The following is a 21,049-nucleotide window of genomic DNA, read 5'->3' as shown; positions in this document are numbered from 1 at the left end:
CTGAGTCTTTTCTTCTTGAGATCGGGGATCAGTTTTCGCGCGAACTCTTTTGTGCTGAATGGAAAGTGCTTCAAACAGGAGTGGCGTAAGAATATACCAGCTCATGGCGTCTCACAGCTATCCCGTTCTGGGAGCCGGCTTACGAACCCGGCACTTCGCACATCTTCTCGAACGTCCGCGAACGCGAATCGAATGGTTCGAAGCGATATCTGAAAACTTCATGAACAGTCGCGGCCGACCGCTTCGCGTTCTCGAAGCCGTTCGCCGCGACTATCCGGTGGCGCTGCACGGCGTGTCCATGTCCATCGCCTCGACGGACGGCCCCGATGCCGCTTACCTGCGACGTCTCTCGGATCTGATCGACCGAATCGACCCCTTTGTCGTCTCGGACCACCTCTGTTTCAGCCGTTACCGCCAGCATTATCTGCATGATCTTTTGCCCTTCCCGCTCACGGAACGTGCCCTCGACGTTGTCGCCCATAACGTCGATCGTGTGCAATCCTACCTGGGCCGTCGTATCGCCCTTGAAAACGCCTCGGTTTACCTGGCCTTTTCGCGCTCAGAGATGTCAGAGGCCGAATTTATGAGGCGACTTGTGGAGCGAACCGGATGCGGAATATTGCTCGATTTGAACAACCTCTACGTTAACCGTCGCAATACGGGGGTTGACCCGTTAGAGTACTTTGAAAAGTTATCCCCCGATTCCATTTTGCAGATGCATCTGGCCGGATATTCCGATCCGGGAACGTTTTATTTTGATACTCATTCGGCGCCCGTTTATGATCCCGTATGGGATCTTTTCAAGCGAGCCATGCGTCTGTATCCGATGGTGCCCGTCTGCATCGAATGGGATGAGGATATTCCCGATTTTGACGTCCTTGAAGAGGAGGTCGATAAGGCGCGCTCTATTCGTCGCGAGGTGATCGCCGAAGACCGCGACTATGTCGGATTCCTGTCGCAGAGGACCGATGCACCCGCTTTTTTCGAGCGGAATCGTGACGTACCTCTGGATGATGTTCCCACGGACGCTCATCTTGATTCCGTTCAACGAGGCTTCCGCGAGCTGCTGCATACGGGATTACCGCAACTTGATGAAGAGTTCCGTCCAGCCGGCGAACTGGAAGAAGAAGAGGCTTTACGACTCTATGCCTCCGGGTATGTGGCGCGCCGTGAGGACGTCTTAACGGAAAACTATCGCGGAACGCTGCGCCTTCTCGGCGCTCGACAGTTTTATGAAAGGGCGCACGCCTATTTGAATACGGCCCTCAGTACCGAGTACGATCTGAATCGCTTCGGTCGCTCCTTCCCCGAGTTTCTGCGCGAGCAGGAGGGCTTGATCGTATCGCTGGCGGCGCGGTGCGCCGATCTGGATCGCGCCTTTGTCGATGTGTTTCATGAACCGGCCGGAGCGGCCCTGCCGGCCGATCGACTGCGCCTTGACGGAAACAGCGACATCATAATATCTCTTAATCCTTCGCTTGTATTGCTGGCGCTTGATATGCCCGTCTATGATCTCTGGAAACGAGGCTTCGGCGAAGTGCAGTCCGAACCGAACGCCGACCCCACCGTGACCGAGCAGCAAGCTGCGGAGCGAAAACGAGCCGGCAAGGAGCATCTGCTTGTTTATAGAAGGGAGGAGGGGGTTTTTGTGCTCGTCGTGCCTGAGTGGCAGTTTGACCTGCTTTCAACCTTGCAGAAAGGTTATACGTTGATGTCGTCTATTGAAAGACATGAAGAGCATATTCCAGATCCGGGCGCACTCGGACTCTTTTTTAGATCTCTGATGGACGAAGCGGTTATTGTCGACGTTCAACCTGTTTGAAAGCGTTTCAATAGAAACGACAGACCGACCGTAATAACCGACAGTGCAACCGTTGCGATGAGCATAACCGGCGGGGAGAGCTGCATGGTTAACTCGGGGAATACAAGCAGCGAGAGTATTCCGCCGCCGATAAAGGGGCCAGAAAAGGGGGCGGCCAGGCCGTAGATCTGCACGGAGCGGACGGGAAGCGATTGACGCAATGAGCGCAGCAGGGCGAGACCGACCGCCGTCGTTCCCGTCGACATGCCGAAGTTGATCAATGCGAGATCGGGGTACTCGGGCGTCAGGCGAGGCGCGGCGAGCAGATGAAGCAGGACTGTGATGACGGCCGCTCCTGCGCAGAGCGCAAAAAGCAGCCCGGCATGATCCTCGATCGTCTGAAGCGAGAGCGTTGCCACGGCTGAGAGAATGAGACCTTCAAGAGCAAGTCTGTGGAAGGTGCGCACGGCTGGTACGCTGAGCAGAGGTTGAAAAAGCTTTTTTAGAGTGTGGGCAATGAGAATAACGAAGAAAAAGAGCGGCAACTCTTGCACGGCAGACATCATGCCTGAAAGGACCTCGACGAGAACGTAGGCCAGGAACACGGGAAGCACGGGCAGCAGGAAAGAAAGCAGGAGTCTCTGCTCTTCTTCGGCCTGCTCTGTGACCGGTATGCTCACCTGCTGCGATGCCGTTTTCTTTCGGGCATCAGGGCCCGAATCTAAATCGGAAGAAGAATGAGCTTCGAGAAAAAGGCCGACACCGAATTTATTGTGACGTCTGTGAAAGGCCGCAAGCAGCAGTCCGCCTCCGAGCCCGAAGAGCATTCCGATCGTCGCCGCCGCCACGCTGAGATCGGCCGCCGCTCGATTTCCCAGTCTTTCGGCGACGGCATAAAAGGCCGAGGCGGCGCCGTGACCTCCGAGAAAGGAAAGTTCGATCGCATGGGCGAAAAGCCTTTCATGCGGATCAACCGCAAAGAACAGCACGACTGTATAACCCCAGGCCAGCTGCACGAAGGCGATGAGCCATACGTAAAGGCTCTGTGAGATGACGGCCAGTCCTGCTTTTCCCCTGCGAGTCGCAGGCTCAAGAATCATGCCCGAGAAAAGAAAGCTGATGAGAACTCCGGGCCAGGTTCTGTAACTGTCATAGTATTCGAGCGGAACGATCTCTTTTCCGAACGTGCCGCTCACCTGCGGCCCGAGAAGCAGCAGGACGGCGCCGCCAAGCAATGAAGGCGGAAGCAGAAGCCGGTTTAACCAGGCCAGCCTGCGATTTAGAGCCCAGGCGAGAAGATAGGCGAAGGCCGCCGTTCCAACGAGACCGATCAATCGCCGCTCCGGCTCATCATGAACTTCTCGAGGTAATCCGTAATATCCTGAATATTGCGATTCACCATGCGTCGGAACTCAGGAGGGATGTTCTGACTCTTGATGACGCGGTAATAGTTGAGGGCGCTTTTCAGCATCTTGCGGCGGGCGAATTCCTGCGCCTTGATGAGCATCGGCTTGTACTTGTAATACACGAATTCCATCGTGTGATAGTCGCGACTTAACTTGAAAGAATCGGGGATTTTCGAGAAATCGTAGGTGAGCGTCAGGAACGGGGCGTCGTCTTCGTCGGGCGGCTTCAATTCAAGGACGCCGCGAATCTCCTGAACCGGGCCGCGTTCCTCGGGTAACTCCGGCATTTCAGGAATGTCGGCGGCTTCCACGCCTTCGCCGAACGATTCTTCCTGTGTTTTTGTTTCGGCCTCAGCCTGTTCGGGTTTTTCAGGCGGCCGCCCTGGACCGTAGTCTTCGTCTCTTCCGGCCGGTGTTTCCGCAGCCTCTGCCGGCGGCATACCGGGAATGCTTTCAGGATCAGGCAGGTGCAGCGCTCCGAGAGGCTGCTCGACGATTTCGATCTTTGAAGCCCCATCCGTCGACGGCATCAGGTCAGAGGCCGGCATGTCGCCGGCTTCGGGTAACTTAATTGAGTCGAGAACGGGAGGAACAAGCTCCACGCGCGTATCGGCGCCGGCCGGGCGGTCGGCGTGGTATTCGCGTTCCGGAACGCCTTCGTATTCGGCGCCCGGCAATTCAAGGGAGGGCAGATCTTCGGGCGAAGGCGCTCCGCCTGCATGTATCTCGGTGTGGATCTGGTCGACTAACGATCCGGCCTCTTCAAGAGCTCGATCGAGCGGATGTTCGTCGGCGTCGGGCAGCCCGATCGGCTCAGAATAGGGTTGAGCGGCCGCTCCTTCCTGATACGGGAAGGGAGCGATTATGATGTCGGCGTCCGGAACGGGAGCGATTCCGCGCTGTTCGAGCATGCGCTTGCGTTCTTCATGACGCTTCCAGGAATCGAGGAATTCATCTCGTTCGAGAAAAAGATCGTTCTTGCGTCTGTCTTCGCGCGAGCGTCGGTCAATTCGCTCATCCGTTTCATCTTCGGGCCGACGCCGCTCATCTCCGGCTCGACGATCACTCAGCGGAAGCATGCGGTATTTTTCCCACTGCTCCTCGAAATCTTCGTCGGTACGGCCGTCGGTGATCAGGCGTCCCTGTTCATCGAATTTGAAATCCTCGCGCGCATGTCGAAAGTAATCGGCCGGCCCTGTCGTCACGCCCGGCCCTACAGGAGCGACCTGAGGGAAGACGGTAATGCCTGGAACGCCGGCCTCAGCGTCGCCGGGCATGGTAACGGGAGGAGGCGCTACATAAATACGGCGACCGCTCGGGCCGGGCGCCGTTGCCGGGTAACCCTGGGGAGTCGTCGGGGCCGCTCCTCCAGCAGGACCTGGATAACCCTGCAAGGACTGTGGAGCAGGGATTCCTGTTCCGATAGAGGGGGCTCCGGAGGAAGCTGGACTCGGAGCACCGCCTGCTGGAGCATGCCCCGCAGGAGCGACTGCGCCCGGTGTGCCTTCTGGATAACCCTGGGGGCCGGGTTCGGTCTGCTCGGGTGGAATCGGCGGCATGCGCGGGGGGGCGCCCTGCCTTAGCTCGGCGCGCAGCGCGCCATCTTCGCGCAAGGCCGATGCGATGTCGCGGGAAAGGGTTTCAGAGATCTTGCGCAGACCTTCGCTCAGGCTTTCAAGCGCAAGAGCCTGCGTCGTAAGCGGAATGATGATTTCGGGAAAGGTCAGCGGCTCATCGTCATCGCCGTCCAGGCCTTCCATCCAGCGGCGGATATCTTCGATGTTGGTGCGGATCTTTCGGTTGATCTCTTCGTTTTCGACGCGACGATCTACCCTTTCATAAAGGTGAAGGGCCTCATCGGCGAGCTGCTGTTCGACGAACTGCTCGGCGCTCTGTAACGGTCTGCGGTGAAAGGCATGTGGCGAGGATCGCGGAATGATCTGATCGGTGGAGAAGGTGACTTTAAGAGGCTTCTTCTTACGGCGAAGCTCCTTTCGCAACTCTTCGGCGGCATCCTTTGCCGACTTCTCTTTCGTATCGACGACGTCGGGTCGTATCGGTTCGGGAGCCTTTGAGAGGAATTCACGGAACTTATCGATGTCGGATTTCACATCGACGACGGGAGCTCTTTCGCGTCGTTCGGGCAGCTCGGGGCTGGAGCGCGGCCCTTCTCCGTCGGGCTCCTTCTTTTCATCGGAGGGCCGCGAAGAGGCCGTCCAGTACACGGTACCGGCGGCCAGTGAGCCAAGCAGGAGTAAGAGCAGCCATTCCATCTGTGTTGCCGGTCAGCCCCTCTTTAATAGAGAGGACATGTCTAATATAAGATCGTCATCAAAGATCGTCGAATTGAACGGTTACAGGAAGGGATTATGTCGGCATTGATTGAGCGTCTGAACGCGAAACTGGAAGGAGAACTGATTCACGCAGAACGCGTTTATGGCGTCCCCTTTGCCCTTCCCGGGGATCGCATTTCTTACCGTATTTTCGGCCGGGGCAAACGCCGACGCCTGATCGTCGACGAGATCGAGCGCGGCCCGGCTGCCCGTCAGGAACCGTTCTGCGAGCATTTCGGAGTATGTGGCGGCTGTCGCGGCCAGCACCTGAGTATCGACGAGCAGTTTGAACTCAAGGTCAGATCTTACAGAGCGGACATGATCGCGCATTTTGCGGTCACCCCGATCGAGCTGATGCCCGAGCGTGTACAGCGTTATCGTAACCGAATGGATTTCGTCGTGGAAGGCAAGGCCGTCGAACGGAGTTCTTCAGAGGAGAGTGGCTCAGAAGGCAGTATAGTCGGATTGCGTCCTGCCGGTGACTTTCGGCGATTCGTAGACATTCGCTCGTGCCATATTCAGAGAGGCCGGGCCGACGAGATCCTCTCGCGCACGCGAAGGCTGATCTCCGCATATCCGGGGCTGCCTTTCATGCGACGTGAGAAAGCCGGCATCCTGAAATACGTAACGATTCGCGAGGGCAGAATAAGCGGAGCCGTCATCCTGACGTCATGTGAGGGCAATGCCGATGTGCCCGTCTTCAGAGAGTTTGTGAGCGAGCTCTGCAAGATGCTTGAAGGCTATGAAAGAGAAAGCGGCTATCGCTTCTCTCTCTTCACGGGGGAGGTCGGGCCGTTATCCGAAGTGTCTGCCGTCCCGGGATCGCAGCTTCTTTACGGAGATCCTTATTTTGAAGAGGCGTTAGGCCCTCTTTCGTTTCAGGTGCCTCCCGACGCCTTTTTCCAACCGAACCCGGACGGATTTTTCAGGCTCTATCAGGCGGCCCTTGAAGCGGTGCGTCCGCGCTGGCATGGCGGTTCGGTCATCGATCTCTATTGCGGCTCGGCTGTTCTGTCCCTTGTTCTTGCCGAAACGCTAACCGGGATAACGGCCCTGCATGGCGCGGATTTTTCGGCCTCGGGAATCGAACTGGGCCGACGCAATATTGAGAGCTATTTGAAGTCGAAAGGAGCGGGCTTTACTTTTGATCTTCAGGCCCGAGATCTTAACAGAGGCGAGATGCTGTTTCCTGAAGCCAATCTTGTCATCGTTGATCCGCCTCGGGCCGGCCTTGCCCCCGGCGTGATCCGCTGGCTGAACGAACATCCGGCTCCGCTGCTGCTCTATATCTCATGCAATCCGTCGGCGCAGGTGGAGAATCTGCTTGCGCTGCGCGAGGTTTACAGGCCTGTCTTTGCTGCCGTGACCGATCCTTTTCCGCAGACGACTCATCTCGAATCGGCCGTTTTGCTGGAACGCAGGCCCTGACGGCGACGGGGCGGAGATGTCTGTGACTCGTGATTCTGCCATGCCTGACAATCTGTCATAATTCCTCTCTGTGATGGCGGTCTCGTGCGGCAATCACAGGTTCTGCAGCTGGCACGCTCGTTGCAAAACGATTGCTGTAGAATCCGCAGCAAAGCTGCACAGGAGGAGACCATGACAGCCGTACTTGAAAAGACCAACCAGGAAACGAGAAGCGAGCGCCGACAGCTCTATACCCCGGCCGTCGACATCTTCGAGAACGAAACCAGCTTTATTCTCTATGCCGACGTGCCGGGCGCCGATGAGCAGTCCGTCGACATCACGCTTGAAAAAGACGTGCTGACCATCAACGCAAAAGTGAACGAAGAGATTCCGACCGGCTCAAAGCTTCGCTACGCGGAATATGGCGTCGGCGATTATCGCCGCTCGTTCACGCTCGGTGATCGAATCGATCGTGATAAGATCGAGGCGACGGTCAAAAACGGAGTTCTGAAGCTTGTGCTTCCGCGTATCGAACCCGTCGTTCGCAAGATTCAGATCCGCGGCGAGCAGGCCTGACAGGCGCGAATGCCGTCTTTGCGGAGATTTTGAAGAGTAAGAACGATCTGCTCGTGGCCTTTTTTTCGGCTGCGAGCAGGTCGATACTGTGACGGATGAAAGTTATTTCTCTCCCTTTTCGCAGCGGCGCCGCCCGGCGCCTGTCATACGGCCTGTTAACGTTCCTGCTCGCGGCCGGCTCGCTTCAGGCTGCCCCTTTTCTATCAAACCGCAAATCCCCGTTAAAAGAAGATGCCTCACAGACGCAGGTGCATGTCGTTCAGGAGAGATTCAGGCGCATCTATGATCTCTATCGTTATTCGGTCGTCTTTATCAAAACCGATCTGCTTGAGAAGAACGAGAATCGCAGCGTACCGGCCGGGCTCGGATCAGGCTTCATCCTGAGCGAGGAGGGATTCCTGTGCACGAACGCCCATGTCGTGATGGGAGCGTCGAGCGTCGAGGTTATCATCGATCGCAGGGCCTACCCGGCGAAGGTGATCGGCGTCGATGCCATGACCGACCTCGCTCTTCTTAAAGTGGATCCGACCGTGCCGCTTAAAGAAAAGAAATTCGTTCCCATTTATCCGGGTGATTCCGATAGCGTTCGCGTCGGAGATTTCGCTCTCGCCCTGGGTAACCCTTTCGGACTGGATCGCAGCTTCACGCTTGGCATCGTCAGTTCCGTTTCGCGCAGCGAGCTCGACCATCCAGGCAACAATCATATTCAAACGGACGCTGCCATTCATCCGGGTAACTCCGGAGGGCCGCTCATCAATCTTGACGGCGAGGTGATCGGCATGAACCGCATGATCGTCTCGGATGGAGGAGGCGGAATCGGATTCGCCATCCCCATGAACGACGTTTTACGGGTCGTTGAAGAGCTTCGTCTACACGGTAAAGTACGTCGCGGCTTCCTCGGCGTTCAGATTGAAGAAGAAGGCACGCTTGTAACCGGAGTCATTGATGGCGGCCCGGCGGCAAAGGTCGGCATCAGAACCGGAGATCGTATCGTGCGCGTGGATGGACAGACGGTGAAAAACTACCGTGAGCTGATCCGCATCGTCGGGCCGAAGCCGGCAGGCGCACGTATCGTTATCGAGCTTTTGCGCGATGGCAAACCGCTGAAGCTTTCGGTTACGCTGGGCGAACGCCCCTGAAAGGCAGGAGGCATTTCAGGACCAATTCTCAGTAGACCCCTTGCTGAATACGGCGATCTTCAGCAATCGTGGCCGGATCGGCAGAGCCGAAGAATTCCATGCGCAACGTATATGGCAGATCGCCTTTCAGGGTGGCCTGCGTCGCGTTTAGAAGCAGGCCGTCAAAGAGCGACGGCTGGCCCGGTCGCTTCTCGTCGTTAACCAGGAACAGCGTTCTCGGGCGGCTTCCCGTAACGGATGAGGCGCCTTCGATCAGAGCATCGACGTCGGCGTCAGGATCAAGACGCAGCCGGGCGGTGATACGAAGGCGTATATCGTCAATCGACGGTCGTTTCAGGCGTTTCAGCGCCTGTTCTACACCGGCGAAATCGCCGCTTTTAAAAAGAAGCTGTGCATAATGCCTCAGATCTTCGTCATCGACGGCCGTATTCAGGGTGAGCAGGCGCCTGTAAAGCGACAGGGCCAGATCTCTGTCTTTCAGAACATCTTCGGTCAGACGAGCGAGCGCCGAAACGACGTCGGAGTCCGTTCCGCCCGAGCGGCTGTCAATTTCCTGATAGAGCAGAAGGGCCTCTTTTTTTCGCTCCATCGTTTCGAACAGAGCGGCCGTTTCTTTTGCTGCCTTCTTCAAAGAAGGGGAAAGCGGAAGAAGGCCCTCGGCCTGCATCCAGGAACGCAGAAAACGGTCGGCGGCGACGTCGAAGCGGCGAATACGCAGCGCCTGAAGCACGGCAAGCCTGCGTTCGTCGCTCAGTTTTAGCTGTAGCTCAGCAAGCATCGCACCGGCCTCTTCGATGTTCTGTGACAGATAGAGAAAGATCAGATTCAGGCGAGTCGGCAGAGCATCCTTGCGCGAAAGCGAAAGACGGAACAACGCCTCGGCGCCTTCGAGGTCGTTATCCTCCGCGGCAATGACGGCCAGATCATTCAGCAACGACGCGTCGAAAGAGCGACCCTCAAGTTTTTTGAAGTCGCTTTTCAGATCATTCTGGAAGTCTGCATAGTGCAGCTGTAGCGCCTCGGCATAGGCCTTCTGTTCTTGCGCATCGACAGAGGCGGGCGATCGATAATAGAACGAGCCGCTTTCGTGAACGGGCAGGGCCTCGGGTAACGCCTCAGCCGGCACGATCGGAGCGGCGACTCCGTCTGCGGGAAGAAAAACGAAGGCAACAGAGGCGATAAAGAGACCGAGCGGCAGAAGCAGCGTCGACAGCATACCCTTGCGGGCGGCGTCAATATGGCGGGCTTTTTCGCTTTCGGTAAACGGAGGTTCCGCCAGCAAAACGTGAAGATATGCGCGATCGATCAGACCCGGATGCGGCAATCTCAAGAAGTCCGTCTGCATCTGCACATCTTCGAAGATCAGGATGTCAAGATCGATCTCTCGCGGCCCGTAACGCTCGCGATGCATACGACCGAGATCTCTTTCAATCTCTTTTAAAAAAAGAAGCAGCTCTTCAGGGCTGTCGGTCGTTTCGATCTCGATGATCTGATTGAGAAAGTCGGGTTGTTCGGTGACGATCAGGGCGGCGTTATTCAATTCGCGACTCTGCCGCACGATACGATGGCGCGAAGCGATGGCCGTTCGGGCCCGACACAGATACTGTTCTCGTTCCCCCAGGTTTGAGCCGAGGGAGAGCAGGGCCTTGCGTGTCTTCTGTTCATTCATTCCGCTGGTATTCGGCCTCTGGAGCCGTTGATCGTTTTCAGTAAGGTGACTCATCGTAGAGACTTACTCTCGCGCAGCCGGTAATCCTCGGCCTCCATGTGGATTTCAAGGCACATCTCGCGCAGGCGGCTGAGAACCCGGCCATCTGAGATGTCTTTCCAGGAATCCATCGGCTCGTTCGAGGTCAGAATGGTTAACAGGTTATTCTCGTATCGCGTATCGATGAGGTCATAGAGCACTGAGTTCACCCAGGGAGACTCGCGCTGCACGCCGAAGTCGTCGATGACAAGGGCTGGGTAGCGACCGAGCTTCTGCTCGATACGCCGGCCCTCTCCGTAGGCCTCGGATTGCGGATTGAATGTGTCGCGCAGCTTGCCGATGATATCTCGCGAGATCTTCGCATAATGCGCCTCGACCTGATAGAGGCGGATGAGCTCGTTCAGGATAACGCAGGAAAGCAGGGTTTTGCCGGCGCCCGTCGGCCCGTAAAGATAGAGCCCGCGCACCTCGCCGCGGCCTGCGCTATAAATCGTATGCACGGCATGGTCGAGGGCGATGAGCACGTTTGTCGACGACTTGCCGCTGACGTCGATGGAATCGATCAGGCGGCCCCGGTAGCGCTCGGGAATGCCCGAATGCCGCTCAAGATGCTGGATGCGCTTCAGCGCCATGCGTGCCGGTTTGGTCGGGCAGGGCACGATGGCATTTTTCTCTTCGTCGTAGTAGTCGTAGGGCGGATTGCCGTCGCAGAGAGACTGCTCTTCAACGCATTTGCAGAGTCGGTAGGCTCCCTGATGGGCGGCAAAATGCGGATCAAAGAGTATGCCCACGCCGTTGCAGATCGGGCAATCGGGGCGGCCGTATCCCTTCGCCTGGCTTTCCAGCTGGCGTTTCAGGGCATTCAAGGGGGAGCCGGCCTGCATAGGCCCGGTTTCGCAGACGTACCGGAAAAAAGAAGTACAAAACGAGTAAAACCAGAGTTCAATCACTGAGGGTTGGAGGAGGAGAGGCCGCAGAAAAGGCAAATCACATTAAGCTGGTTCTAACAGCCTTTTCCACCTCAGCGTTCTCTGTGCCCTCCGAGGTTTACTCTGGCCGCGTGCGGGCAGGTAAACTCGGGGATCAACGCTTACATCTGTCACGAGCGGGTTTTCGGTAACCGAAAAGCGCTCGCTTTTCTGAGCCGCTTCCAGCACGCTGGAAAGATGGGAATTGTGGGTGAATCAGTCTTTTTCGAACGGTTTTGCCAGGTTTTTTAATCTTTTCTGGCCAGGCCGGATTGTTTTTCTCGCAGATCTTAATTTTTCTTAAATCACGTCCGATAGGTAGCGTAACGGAGGTTTCCGAATCCTATCTGGAAAAGGTGCGCATATGAAACACGCAGGAATCACCCTTGCTGGCTTATTGATCGTTCTGGCTTCTCCCGTCTTCGCTCAGGCTCCGACGGACCCAAACACGGTCGTAAACCCGGCCAATCCCACTCCCTATGAACCCTCGCCGGGCGAACTGGTCACCGAAGAGGTGGACGAGTCAACGCTCAGCGATGAAGCAAAGCAGATCCGGGCCCGAAACCTGAAGGCCGAGGAGCTGTGGAAGAATGCCGACTATCGTGACTACGATCCGGCCTTCACCGAACTGCACCGCCTGTCGAAGGCGTTTGCCAACAACAAGTATCGTCTTGCACTGTCTTCTTTTCAGTCCGGCGTAAACGCCATCATCAAGATGCGCGACGAGGTGGAGCTGTTCCGCAAGCAGGCTGCCGAGGCGAAGCGTCTGAACGAAAAATGGTACTGGCAGGTTGTTGACCGTAAGGCTCAGGAAGAGCGTCAGATCGGACGTATGAGGAGACAGGCCAAAATGGAGGCCGTCACATACTTCACACGTGCCATCAACTACATGGACGAAATCCTGAACCCCGACCTTCGTGAGAAGGAGCCGTTCAAACGACTTCTGTCGGCCATCTATCGTAACTGGGTGATGTATCAGTATGACCTCGGCAACCTGCCGCAGTCCATCCCGATCATCGAACTCTATCTCGAACTGGATCAGAACGAGAAGGAATATCCTGCGCAAAAGTATCTGTCGCAGTGCTACGCCTTTCAGGAGAACATGATCAAGAGGTACAAAATGGGTACCGAAGATCAGATGTTCCGCTTCCGTTATAAAAAGAACGTGCACCTTCTGCGTGCGACCGAGCTGAAATACGGCAAGGAATCCGCTGAATACAAGCACGTTGTGAATCTCGTCAACCGGGACGAAATCATCTCGGTGATGCCCTGATCCGGGTTCGCACCTCCGGTAATGGAAGGGATCTGGCGCAAGCCAGATCCTTTTCTGTTGCAGCCCGCTAATTCGGGATTCGCGCAGAGTCGCTTTTCGCGATTGACCGAGCTTAACCGCCGATCATGCTGCGTGCATGAAAGCAGCTGTTCTCGGTTCCGGTTCGTTTGGCACGGCCCTGGGCTTCGTTCTTGCCCATAAAGGCTGGGACGTTCTCATCTACGCTCGCAACGAAAGCCTTGTCGCCGACATCAACGAAAGGCACGAGAATACTCGCTATCTTCCCGGACTTCAGCTTCCCGATAATCTGCAAGCGACCACCGACGTCGCCGAGGCGCTCTTTGCCTCGAAGCTGATCGTGTTTGGTATTCCAACGCAAAGCCTCACATCGGTCATCAAGCAGGTGCGCGATCTCTTGCCTGCCGGCGTACCCATCGTTTCTGCGGCAAAGGGTATCGAGCAGGGAACACATCGTATCGTATCTGAGATCTTCGAAGAAGAGCTTCCTGGAAAATTCCATAAATCGCTGGCTTATCTATCGGGCCCGAGCTTTGCAAAAGAGATCGTGCAGAAGATTCCTACGGTCGTGAGCATCGCCTCGAAAAACGAAGAGGTTGCCCTTCAGATTCAGAAAGACTTCTTCTGTTCGTTTTTCAGAACCTACTGGACCGATGATGTCGTCGGCGTCGAGGTCGGCGGTGCGCTGAAAAACGTCATCGCCATCGCAGCAGGCGTCTCAGACGGTCTGAACCTCGGGCATAACTCTCGCGCCGCGATTATCACGCGAGGCCTGGCCGAGATCACGCGTATGGGCAAGGCGAAAGGCGCCAATCCGCTCACCTTTCTCGGCCTATCAGGACTTGGCGACCTTGTGTTAACCTGCACGGGCGAGCTGAGTCGTAACCGAACCGTAGGCTACAAACTCGGCCAGGGCATGACCATGGAACAGATTGCAGCTGAGATGAATCAGGTGGCCGAAGGCGTGGCAACGTCACAGTCCGCCTTTGAGCTTGCAAAGCAGCTTGGCCTCGAGCTCGCCATCACCGAGGCCGTCTATCGCATGCTCTATGAAGGCCTCGATCCGTCTCGCGCCGCTTACGAGCTGATGAACCGCGAGCTGAAAAAAGAGACGTTTTAGAAGAGGGTGTCCACGAAAAGCACGAAAGTGCACGAAAAGGGGCAGCGTGCCGGAGAGTCGCACTCCGATTTATTAGTTTCGGTTATCCGGTCGCCTGTTGTTCAAGTCTGGTGAAAGCCGGTCATCGAGTTTCACGTTTTTCGTACCTTTCGAGGATTTGAGTCTCTTGGCTATTAACGGTCTTCCTTCATCCAGTCCAGCATCGTTGAGGCGTTATAGTATTCGATGTTCTCAAACACTCCCATGTGCTTGAAAATAGCCTGAAGACGCGGCTGCAGATTGCCATAGACGGACTTCGAGATGGAAACGGAGTGAACGGGCGTGCCTCCTTTTTCAAGGTGAGCGACGTAGTTGATGGCCTCTGAGAGTATGGTGCCTTTGTTCTCTTTATAGACGGTTAACCCGTCATGAGCGGCGATGCGCAGGCGCAGCGGTTCGTCGAAGCGGTTGCGGCTGCGTGACAGATTGAACAGTACAAGCTGTAGCTGGAGTTCAAGGGCGCAGAAGACGGCATCCTGAACCTTATCGCCGAGATAGAAGGTTACGATGCCGCCGTCGCCGGCCCAGTTCCAGACCTGGCCGTTATGCTCTTTGACGATGCGTTTGAGCATCGTGTAGAAGTTGTTATACACGACTTCGATCTCGGACTTCGGATACTTGATCTGTAGTTGAGAGTTGCCGGCGATGTCGATCGATAGATGGCAGAAGTGATAGACCTCGCCCTCTTTTAAGAAACCCCAGTTGACGGAATCGTCGTCACGGGCCTCGACAAGAGTACCCGTCATGGGATCGAACTTCAATCCCATCGTTCCAAGATTCTGTAAAACGGTGTCAAGGCCCTGAAGCGAGGCGACCCGGCCTATGATGCTTGCGTCCTGATACGAATGCATGTGCACGAGAAGGCTCAGGATATTCGTCAGTAATCCGCGTGAGTCGAAGTGTTTGACGAGCGTGCGGGCGGCCTGGTCGGGGCGTAGCGTGATTCCAAATGGCTCGCCCGAAAGCAGATGCGCCTTGAACTTTGGATCAAGATGACGGCCGAGTATATCGATCTCTTCGATATTGAGATTCTGCGCGACGACGGATATAATCTGGATTTTCAGGGGTTCGGGTATGGTGCTCATCGGATTCCTCTTCTCACACGGCTATCTATGTGTTTTTTTCCCTTTTTTTGCAGAAGGGAATGCCTTACAGTAAAAAAAGCAGAAAATCGACCCCGGCCCCTGTGCATAATGAACTGCATTCACACATTGACATAGGCGGATGCAGAAAGATCGGCTATCAGCACTGCGGACCGATCAGACGATCTCAGATCCGCTGAAGACGAATCGACCGGCTTCCTCTTCTCCCGGCACGTCAATGCCCGACGAAAGGATGCTCTTCAAAGACTGCTTTGCCCTGTGCAGAGATGACTTCACCGCAGCAGGAGTTCGCTCAAGTACCGCTGCGATTTCTGGAACGGTCAGCCCTTCGAGATCGTGCAGAATAACGGGGATGCGAAGATGTTCGGGTATCTTCTGCAAGGCCGCTTCGAGCATCTTTTCCTTTGCCTTTCTTTCGCACTGAACGTCGGGCTCTGATTCTGCCCCGGCTCGTAGCGATTCGAAGATGCGCTGCGAATCAAACGGATCGACGGTGCGGCGACGAGCCTGCTTACGGCAGTAGTTCAGGCAGACGTTCGTGGTGATGCGGTAGACGAACGTATCAAGCGACGAATCACCACGAAATCCGGACAGGGCTCGGTCGGCCTGGATCAGCGTCTCCTGCGATACGTCGAGTGCGTCGTCATGGTTGAGAAACATGCGATAGGCGACGGAATAGATCTTCTCCTGAAATCGCCTTACAAAAAGCCGCATCGCCTCGTCACGCCGCTCCTGTTTTACGAGTGTCAGGATCTGTTCGTCGTTTGCATTCATAGGTTCTCCTCAATATAATTACTGTGAGCGATATCGTCCTGCTCTGTCGAGGCGGAGCGTTCGAAACAGGCGACGCCGAGGCCGACTCCTGGAAGCCTCTCGTAGGCCATCACACGGGCCGTTGCGCGCGAGCCCATGGCACCGAGAAGCATGTACAGGTCGCGGAACCATCCTTCGGGCATGGCGCGGTTGATGAGCGCCGGTTCGATGGAATCCATCTCCATGCCGCGGCCACGTTCGAGCAGATCGAGCACATGACGATCGAAGCGTTCATGCTCGGGATCGAAGTCATGATCCAGATATGCCTGGAGATCGTGTGAGAGCGAACCCGAAGCCAGAAAGAGAACGCGAAGCCCGCTCTTGCGAACGGCTTCGGCGATGGCACGTCCGCGGCGGAAGGCCTCGACCCTGCATCCGCCTACAGATACGGGAACGACGGGCATCGACTTATCGGGAAAGAGAAAGTGCATGGGAATCGTCACGGCGTGATCGACGCCATGTCGCTTGAGAGAAGGGAAGAGCAGCATACGATTCGCCTCTTCGACGATGGCTGCCGCCAGATCGGCATGACCGGGAGCGTCGTATTGTAGCTGCACGCGGAATCCGTAATAATCGTGGATGGTGCGATGATGTGCCGAGCCGTCGACAAGCATCTCATCAGCAAGCCAGTGTGTCGATGCGGCGACGACGACATCGATCTCTTCTTCGAGAAAGAAGTGGCCGAGCGAACGCAGGGCCTGGATGACCGCTCCGCTGCGTCCGTCCTGTTCGTCCTCGAGCAGGGTGGGAGCATGCGGAGCGATGAGGCCGTAGATCTGTCCTTCGCCTGACTGCATATCTATTGGTGTTCTCAAAGCAGAAAGCGATTCGAAAAAAAATCAGGCGAGCTTGAAGCGTTCCGTGTCTTTCTGGATGCTCTGAGCCATTCCACTGAGATCGCTTGAGGCTGCCTTCAGCGAGTTCATAAGCCCGGTGATCTCTTCCATGCTTGCGGCGACCTCTTCGGTGGCCGAGGCGGAGCTCTCAACAAGGCCGGCCACCTGGTCCATCGCTCGCAAGACCTCCGCCGCTTCTTTGCTCTGGCGATCGGCCGATGCCGCGATGGATTGAACGAAATCGTCGACCTTTCCAATCATGCCGTCGATGCTTTCCATCGTGGACAGAACGCCATGCAAGGCGCTTGCGCTTTCATTCATCTCTTTATTGCCGGCGAGTATGTTTGCCGATGTCGTCTTTGAATCTTTCAGCACGGATTCGATGGTGCGGTGGATGTCTGAAACGGCCTTGCCGGATTCGTCGGCGAGGCGGCTTACGTGCTGTGCTACGACGGCGAATCCACGGCCCGCCTCACCGGCACGTGCGGCCTCGATAGAGGCGTTCAGCGAAAGCAGGTTGATCTCGTCAGAGATATTCTGGATGGTACCGGCGAATTCTCGCACCTGCTCCAGGCTTCTGCCAAGCGCCTGCACCGACTCGGCCGAGCGAGCAAGCTGATTTGATATCTTTTCAAGCCGCTCATCCGATTCTCGAGCAGCAAGGGCCGCCTCGCGCGAGGACTGGCGGACGGCTGCCGATTGTTCTCCCGTTTTGCGGGCGGTTTCCTGTACGGCCTTTCCTGTTTTTTCGAGGTCTCCGGCTGCCAGGCGGCTGCGGCGGGCATGCTCGCTTAAATCTGCGGACTCGCCGGCCATCTGCTCCATCGTTTTTGATACCTGTTGCGCCGACGTCGTCACCTCTTCTGTGCCGATCTGTAGCTCTCTGGCCGCATGACTGGTTTTTCGGGCCGTCAGAGATAGCTCGCTCAGAAGCTCGGTCAATCGAATGCGCATCGTATTGAGGGAGCGATAGATCGCGCCGATTTCGTCGTTTCGTTTCTCATCGAGGCCTTCGGTTAAATCTCCCTCTGATATTCGTCCGGCAACGCGAATGCATTCCGCTAAGGGAACAAACACGAGCCGTACAAGCCTTGAAGCGGCGAAGACCGAAGCGGCGACGCCGATCAATCCCGTGCCCAGAAAAAATATGAAGAGCAACCGTTTTTCGGCTTCAAAGTTATGCAAATCGATATGAGCGACGATAAGACCGACGGCCCGACCGGAATAGTCTTTAACCGGAATCGTGGCGATGAGCGTGTCGCCCCGCATCGTGGTGCTGTAAGGTCGGTTCTGCCATTCCGTCGAGGCAAGCGATTCAGGAGGATGCGCGTCTTCTTCTGCGGTGGAGGCGAGAAGGGCATCTCCTTTATTCCAGGATGCGCCGTCGACGTCGGTGAAGCGATAGAGAAAATACTCGCCGCCGAGATCGGCCTTCAGATCGGACAGAAAGGCCTTCTCGAAGTTCTGGGCAAGCTCGACCGACCCGATCGCCTTTCCGTCACGCTTTAACGGAATAACGACGCGAAAGCCGAAGCCTCCCCGGCCTTCTTCAAGCCCGGCCACCGTTTTGCCCTTTTGATTGGCCTCGACGACGGTTAGTCGAAACGACGAAAGGTCGTCGCCGAATTTATCGAGTTGGTGCAGCCGCAGAAACGACGTCGCCGGGGCGGTATGAAACTGAAACTGAGCGATGCCTTTTGCATGCAGGTCCTTCCATATCGGTGAGGTCAGAGTCTGCAAGCGTTGCCGATCTCGATCAGCAAAGGCATCCAGCACTCTGTCATCGTTGATGATAGGAGAGAGGGCCAGTTCCGTCGATCGCAGCATGGAGGCCATGCGAGCCTCCGTTGCTGCTGCAAGGTTATGCGCCATGGCCTCTCTGTGCAGATCAATAAGGCGACCCATCCCGTAAAGGGCCTGCACAGAATAGATCAGCGTTAGGATTCCCGTGATAGCAAGCAATCCGAGAATCATTTTATGTCGAATGGAAAGAGAGCGCATCTGCATATCACCGCAGATTCGAATGCGGCGATATGCGGGCAATCATTTACGGATTTTGCAGCCTTAAAAAAGCTCGTCGTCAAGCCCGGTTTCGATCGTGCCACGGGGCCCTGTATAACGAATCCGATCGACATACCATGCATCCAGCGGCGCCGATTTTCCTTTCGCCTCAACCGTGATCGGATGCGAGATCAAGATCTGATCTTCCATAAGCCCCACCGTTGATTTCGATACGATGACGGCTCCAGGGCGGCATGATTTCTCAAGGCGGGAAGCGATATTCACCGAGTCTCCGATTGCGGTGAAATCCATGAAGTCGTCCGTTCCGATGCTGGCGAGGATGCACGGTCCCGTGTGTATGCCGATACGTACGCGGATCTCGCTTGAGGCATCTTTCATGCCTATAAGGTTGAGAATCTGAAACTGCTTCTGCATTTCAATACCGGCGCCGACGGCCCTGACCGGATCTTCAAACGTAGCAAAGAGAGAATCTCCCATGAATTTGTTCACATGGCCGCCCCAGTGCAGGATAACGGAGCTGGTGGCGCCGATGCTGAGGTTGAGCATATGAACCGTTTCATCGGGCGTGCGATTTTCGGCCCACGAAGTAAAGGAAACGAGGTCGGCAAAGAGAAAGGTCAGCGTGGCCTCTCTGTTGGGAATGAAGTCAAGCTCCTGGTCGGCCGCATCTCTGATATGGTGGATGAGGCCTGGAGGAATGTACTTTCGCAAAATCCTGCGCATACGCGCGATTTTTGCCGGATCTCGAACTTTATGAGAAGGAGCGTGGTGCTGCATGGGTTGCCAGCCTTTTTCTTTATTTTATCTTGTGAGTCTCTACAGGCTATCTCAAAAACTAACGCCAGAAGAATCCATTTTAGAGATGGCTCCTACTGGTACGCCAGTGTCTGGTTTTGATTTTGTGCGGTGCCTTTTCGGTGTCAATCTGCTTCTGACCGGTTCTGATTGTTGACAGGCTGGATCGTCGGTCTGAAATGCTCTCAGTTTATGGAATTCAATCAAACCTCCGTAGAATATGCAGACGGCCGCGGCCGGCCCGTCCTTGAAGAGATGACTCCGCGGCAGATCGTCGATGAACTCGATCGCTATATCGTGGGACAGAAGGCGGCGAAAAAGGCCGTCGCCCTTGCGATCCGCAACCGCATGCGCAGGCAGCGCATTACAGATGCGGCTCTTCAAGAAGAGATTCACCCGAAGAATATTATCATGATCGGTCCGACGGGATGCGGTAAAACTGAGATCGCCCGTCGACTGGCCCGTCTAACCGGAGCGCCTTTTGTTAAAGTAGAGGCGACGAAGTTCACCGAGGTCGGCTATGTCGGTCGCGACGTCGAGTCGATGATCCGCGATCTTTTGATGAATGCGATTAACGTTGTGAAGCGCGAGGCCAGCGAAGCGGTCGAAGAACAGGCGACAAAACACACAGAGGAACGTCTGCTGGATTATCTGATTCCTGATTCGCGCGCCGAATCGAAAGGGCCTTCTGATCCGATGAATCTCTTTCGCGCTTTCTCTGACCTTTCTAAGTTCGGGCAGCAGGTTCAGTCGGGCATGCAGGCCGAGCAGGAGAAGCAGACGGCATCGGGCGAAGAAGAGGAGCGTCGTCGTCGCCTTCGTGAGCTGATGCGCGAAAAGCTCAGGTCCGGAGAGATGGATCGTCGCGAGATTGAGATCGAGGTCGAGATGCCCGGCATTCCCATGATTCAATTGAGCAACGCTCCGGGCGGCGAAGATTTCGATTCGCAGATTCAGAACATGCTCGGCGATATGCTACCGAAGAAGCGCAAGAAGCGTCGGGTAACGGTCGAAGAGGCGAGAAGGATCATCCATCAGCAGGAGTCCGAAAAGCTCATCGATCCCGACCGCGTGCAGTCCGAGGCGATCAAGCGCACGGAGCAGATGGGCATCGTCTTTCTTGACGAGATCGACAAAATCGCCGGACGTGGAGCGCAGGGGCCCGACGTATCGCGCGAAGGCGTGCAACGGGACCTTTTACCGATCGTCGAGGGTTCGACGGTGAACACGCGATACGGTGCGGTGCGCACCGATCATATTCTCTTTATCGCCGCCGGAGCATTTCATATGTCGCGTCCGGCCGATCTGATTCCCGAGTTGCAGGGTCGCTTTCCGCTGCGCGTCGAGCTTGAGAAGTTAACGCGTGACGATTTCAGGCGCATCCTGACCGCTCCCGAGAATTCGATGACGCGGCAGGCCGTAGAGTTGCTTGCCGTCGAAGGTATCACGCTTACATTCACCGACGACGCTCTGGATGAAATCTCGGCGATGGCCTATGATCTGAACGAGAAGACCGAGAATATCGGCGCTCGCAGGCTTTATACGATGATGGAACAGCTGCTTGAAGACGTTTCGTTCGACGCTCCGGAGAGACAGGGAGACGATCGCAACGTCGTTATCGATAAGGCCTATGTGCAGGCACGATTGAAAGGCATCGTCGAGAACCGAGACCTCAGCCAGTACATTCTCTGA

16 protein-coding genes are annotated in these 21,049 nt (G+C 56.0%); 7 read left to right on the top strand and 9 right to left on the bottom strand.

The features are described from left to right. Nucleotides 1–103 precede the first annotated feature (103 nt). The gene (bufB, locus tag LEPIL_RS22800) at nucleotides 104–1,822 is read left to right on the top strand and encodes an MNIO family bufferin maturase (protein ID WP_002769783.1); all 1,719 of its coding nucleotides are present in this window, start codon (nucleotides 104–106) and stop codon (nucleotides 1,820–1,822) included. Here bufB and LEPIL_RS02950 read toward each other — a convergent pair. Then, complete coding sequence (locus tag LEPIL_RS02950; protein WP_002769781.1) at nucleotides 1,810–3,135, bottom strand: sodium/glutamate symporter family protein; 1,326 nt, start codon at nucleotides 3,133–3,135, stop codon at nucleotides 1,810–1,812. The genes bufB and LEPIL_RS02950 overlap by 13 nt on opposite strands. Beyond that, nucleotides 3,132–5,480, bottom strand: a complete 2,349-nt coding sequence (locus tag LEPIL_RS21505; RefSeq protein WP_002769780.1) for a hypothetical protein — start codon at nucleotides 5,478–5,480, stop codon at nucleotides 3,132–3,134. The genes LEPIL_RS02950 and LEPIL_RS21505 overlap by 4 nt, the downstream gene beginning before the upstream one ends. A gap of 96 nt (nucleotides 5,481–5,576) precedes the next feature. Between LEPIL_RS21505 and LEPIL_RS02940 the strand changes: the two genes are divergently transcribed. From LEPIL_RS02940 to LEPIL_RS02930, 3 genes are all read left to right on the top strand, one after another. Further along, nucleotides 5,577–6,968: a class I SAM-dependent RNA methyltransferase gene (locus LEPIL_RS02940; protein WP_002769779.1), complete on the top strand. Its 1,392-nt coding sequence runs from the start codon at nucleotides 5,577–5,579 to the stop codon at nucleotides 6,966–6,968. 171 nt (nucleotides 6,969–7,139) lie between these two features. Continuing rightward, nucleotides 7,140–7,523: an Hsp20/alpha crystallin family protein gene (locus LEPIL_RS02935; protein WP_002769778.1), complete on the top strand. Its 384-nt coding sequence runs from the start codon at nucleotides 7,140–7,142 to the stop codon at nucleotides 7,521–7,523. A 95-nt stretch (nucleotides 7,524–7,618) separates the two neighbouring features. Then, nucleotides 7,619–8,662, top strand: a complete 1,044-nt coding sequence (locus LEPIL_RS02930; protein WP_002769777.1) for a S1C family serine protease — start codon at nucleotides 7,619–7,621, stop codon at nucleotides 8,660–8,662. Nucleotides 8,663–8,690: 28 nt separating this feature from the next. On the opposite strand, the gene folK is transcribed toward LEPIL_RS02930, so the two are convergent. Together folK and LEPIL_RS02920 are read right to left on the bottom strand one after the other, a co-directional pair. Further along, nucleotides 8,691–10,331 (bottom strand): 2-amino-4-hydroxy-6-hydroxymethyldihydropteridine diphosphokinase, encoded by a 1,641-nt coding sequence (folK, locus tag LEPIL_RS21500; protein WP_052608130.1) that lies wholly within the window; start codon nucleotides 10,329–10,331, stop codon nucleotides 8,691–8,693. A 50-nt stretch (nucleotides 10,332–10,381) separates the two neighbouring features. Then, nucleotides 10,382–11,254 (bottom strand): ATP-binding protein, encoded by an 873-nt coding sequence (locus LEPIL_RS02920; protein WP_002769775.1) that lies wholly within the window; start codon nucleotides 11,252–11,254, stop codon nucleotides 10,382–10,384. Nucleotides 11,255–11,702: 448 nt separating this feature from the next. On the opposite strand from LEPIL_RS02920, the gene fcpA reads away from it, so the two are divergent. Together fcpA and LEPIL_RS02910 are read left to right on the top strand one after the other, a co-directional pair. Next, the gene (gene fcpA / locus LEPIL_RS02915) at nucleotides 11,703–12,611 is read left to right on the top strand and encodes a flagellar coiling protein FcpA (protein ID WP_002769773.1); all 909 of its coding nucleotides are present in this window, start codon (nucleotides 11,703–11,705) and stop codon (nucleotides 12,609–12,611) included. A 136-nt stretch (nucleotides 12,612–12,747) separates the two neighbouring features. Beyond that, entirely contained in the window at nucleotides 12,748–13,749 is a 1,002-nt protein-coding gene (locus LEPIL_RS02910; RefSeq protein WP_002769771.1) for an NAD(P)H-dependent glycerol-3-phosphate dehydrogenase, read from the top strand. Nucleotides 13,750–13,922: 173 nt separating this feature from the next. Here the strand turns inward: LEPIL_RS02910 and LEPIL_RS02905 are convergent, their stop codons facing one another. The 5 genes from LEPIL_RS02905 to LEPIL_RS02885 all read right to left on the bottom strand — a co-directional run bounded on the left by LEPIL_RS02905 (nucleotide 13,923) and on the right by LEPIL_RS02885 (nucleotide 19,285). Continuing rightward, entirely contained in the window at nucleotides 13,923–14,873 is a 951-nt protein-coding gene (locus LEPIL_RS02905; protein WP_002769770.1) for an adenylate/guanylate cyclase domain-containing protein, read from the bottom strand. A gap of 174 nt (nucleotides 14,874–15,047) precedes the next feature. Further along, complete coding sequence (locus LEPIL_RS02900; protein ID WP_002769768.1) at nucleotides 15,048–15,665, bottom strand: RNA polymerase sigma factor; 618 nt, start codon at nucleotides 15,663–15,665, stop codon at nucleotides 15,048–15,050. Beyond that, the gene (locus LEPIL_RS02895) at nucleotides 15,662–16,501 is read right to left on the bottom strand and encodes a dioxygenase family protein (RefSeq protein ID WP_002769766.1); all 840 of its coding nucleotides are present in this window, start codon (nucleotides 16,499–16,501) and stop codon (nucleotides 15,662–15,664) included. Before LEPIL_RS02895 ends, LEPIL_RS02900 begins: the two co-directional genes overlap by 4 nt. A 42-nt stretch (nucleotides 16,502–16,543) precedes the next feature. Then, the gene (locus LEPIL_RS02890; RefSeq protein WP_002769764.1) at nucleotides 16,544–18,547 is read right to left on the bottom strand and encodes a methyl-accepting chemotaxis protein; all 2,004 of its coding nucleotides are present in this window, start codon (nucleotides 18,545–18,547) and stop codon (nucleotides 16,544–16,546) included. Nucleotides 18,548–18,604: 57 nt separating this feature from the next. Next, nucleotides 18,605–19,285, bottom strand: a complete 681-nt coding sequence (locus LEPIL_RS02885; RefSeq protein ID WP_157135014.1) for an adenylate/guanylate cyclase domain-containing protein — start codon at nucleotides 19,283–19,285, stop codon at nucleotides 18,605–18,607. Nucleotides 19,286–19,549: 264 nt separating this feature from the next. On the opposite strand from LEPIL_RS02885, the gene hslU reads away from it, so the two are divergent. Next, entirely contained in the window at nucleotides 19,550–21,049 is a 1,500-nt protein-coding gene (gene hslU / locus LEPIL_RS02880) for an ATP-dependent protease ATPase subunit HslU (RefSeq protein ID WP_002769761.1), read from the top strand.

Origin of the sequence: Leptonema illini DSM 21528 (assembly GCF_000243335.1) — a bacterium.
GTDB lineage: Bacteria > Spirochaetota > Leptospiria > Leptospirales > Leptonemataceae > Leptonema > Leptonema illini.
Note: the sequence above shows the minus strand (reverse complement) of the source record. Positions and strands in the feature narration are given on the sequence as shown.

Coding starts and splice junctions, on each gene's coding strand:
- hslU (WP_002769761.1), top strand. CDS start 19,550: ATGGAATTCAATCAAACCTCCGTAGAATATGCAGACGGCCGCGGCCGG.
- LEPIL_RS02940 (WP_002769779.1), top strand. CDS start 5,577: ATGTCGGCATTGATTGAGCGTCTGAACGCGAAACTGGAAGGAGAACTG.
- LEPIL_RS02910 (WP_002769771.1), top strand. CDS start 12,748: ATGAAAGCAGCTGTTCTCGGTTCCGGTTCGTTTGGCACGGCCCTGGGC.
- LEPIL_RS02930 (WP_002769777.1), top strand. CDS start 7,619: ATGAAAGTTATTTCTCTCCCTTTTCGCAGCGGCGCCGCCCGGCGCCTG.
- LEPIL_RS02890 (WP_002769764.1), bottom strand. CDS start 18,547: ATGCAGATGCGCTCTCTTTCCATTCGACATAAAATGATTCTCGGATTG.
- LEPIL_RS02900 (WP_002769768.1), bottom strand. CDS start 15,665: ATGAATGCAAACGACGAACAGATCCTGACACTCGTAAAACAGGAGCGG.
- LEPIL_RS02935 (WP_002769778.1), top strand. CDS start 7,140: ATGACAGCCGTACTTGAAAAGACCAACCAGGAAACGAGAAGCGAGCGC.
- folK (WP_052608130.1), bottom strand. CDS start 10,331: ATGAATGAACAGAAGACACGCAAGGCCCTGCTCTCCCTCGGCTCAAAC.
- LEPIL_RS02895 (WP_002769766.1), bottom strand. CDS start 16,501: ATGCAGTCAGGCGAAGGACAGATCTACGGCCTCATCGCTCCGCATGCT.
- bufB (WP_002769783.1), top strand. CDS start 104: ATGGCGTCTCACAGCTATCCCGTTCTGGGAGCCGGCTTACGAACCCGG.
- fcpA (WP_002769773.1), top strand. CDS start 11,703: ATGAAACACGCAGGAATCACCCTTGCTGGCTTATTGATCGTTCTGGCT.
- LEPIL_RS02920 (WP_002769775.1), bottom strand. CDS start 11,254: ATGCAGGCCGGCTCCCCCTTGAATGCCCTGAAACGCCAGCTGGAAAGC.
- LEPIL_RS02885 (WP_157135014.1), bottom strand. CDS start 19,285: ATGCGCAGGATTTTGCGAAAGTACATTCCTCCAGGCCTCATCCACCAT.
- LEPIL_RS21505 (WP_002769780.1), bottom strand. CDS start 5,480: ATGGAATGGCTGCTCTTACTCCTGCTTGGCTCACTGGCCGCCGGTACC.
- LEPIL_RS02905 (WP_002769770.1), bottom strand. CDS start 14,873: ATGAGCACCATACCCGAACCCCTGAAAATCCAGATTATATCCGTCGTC.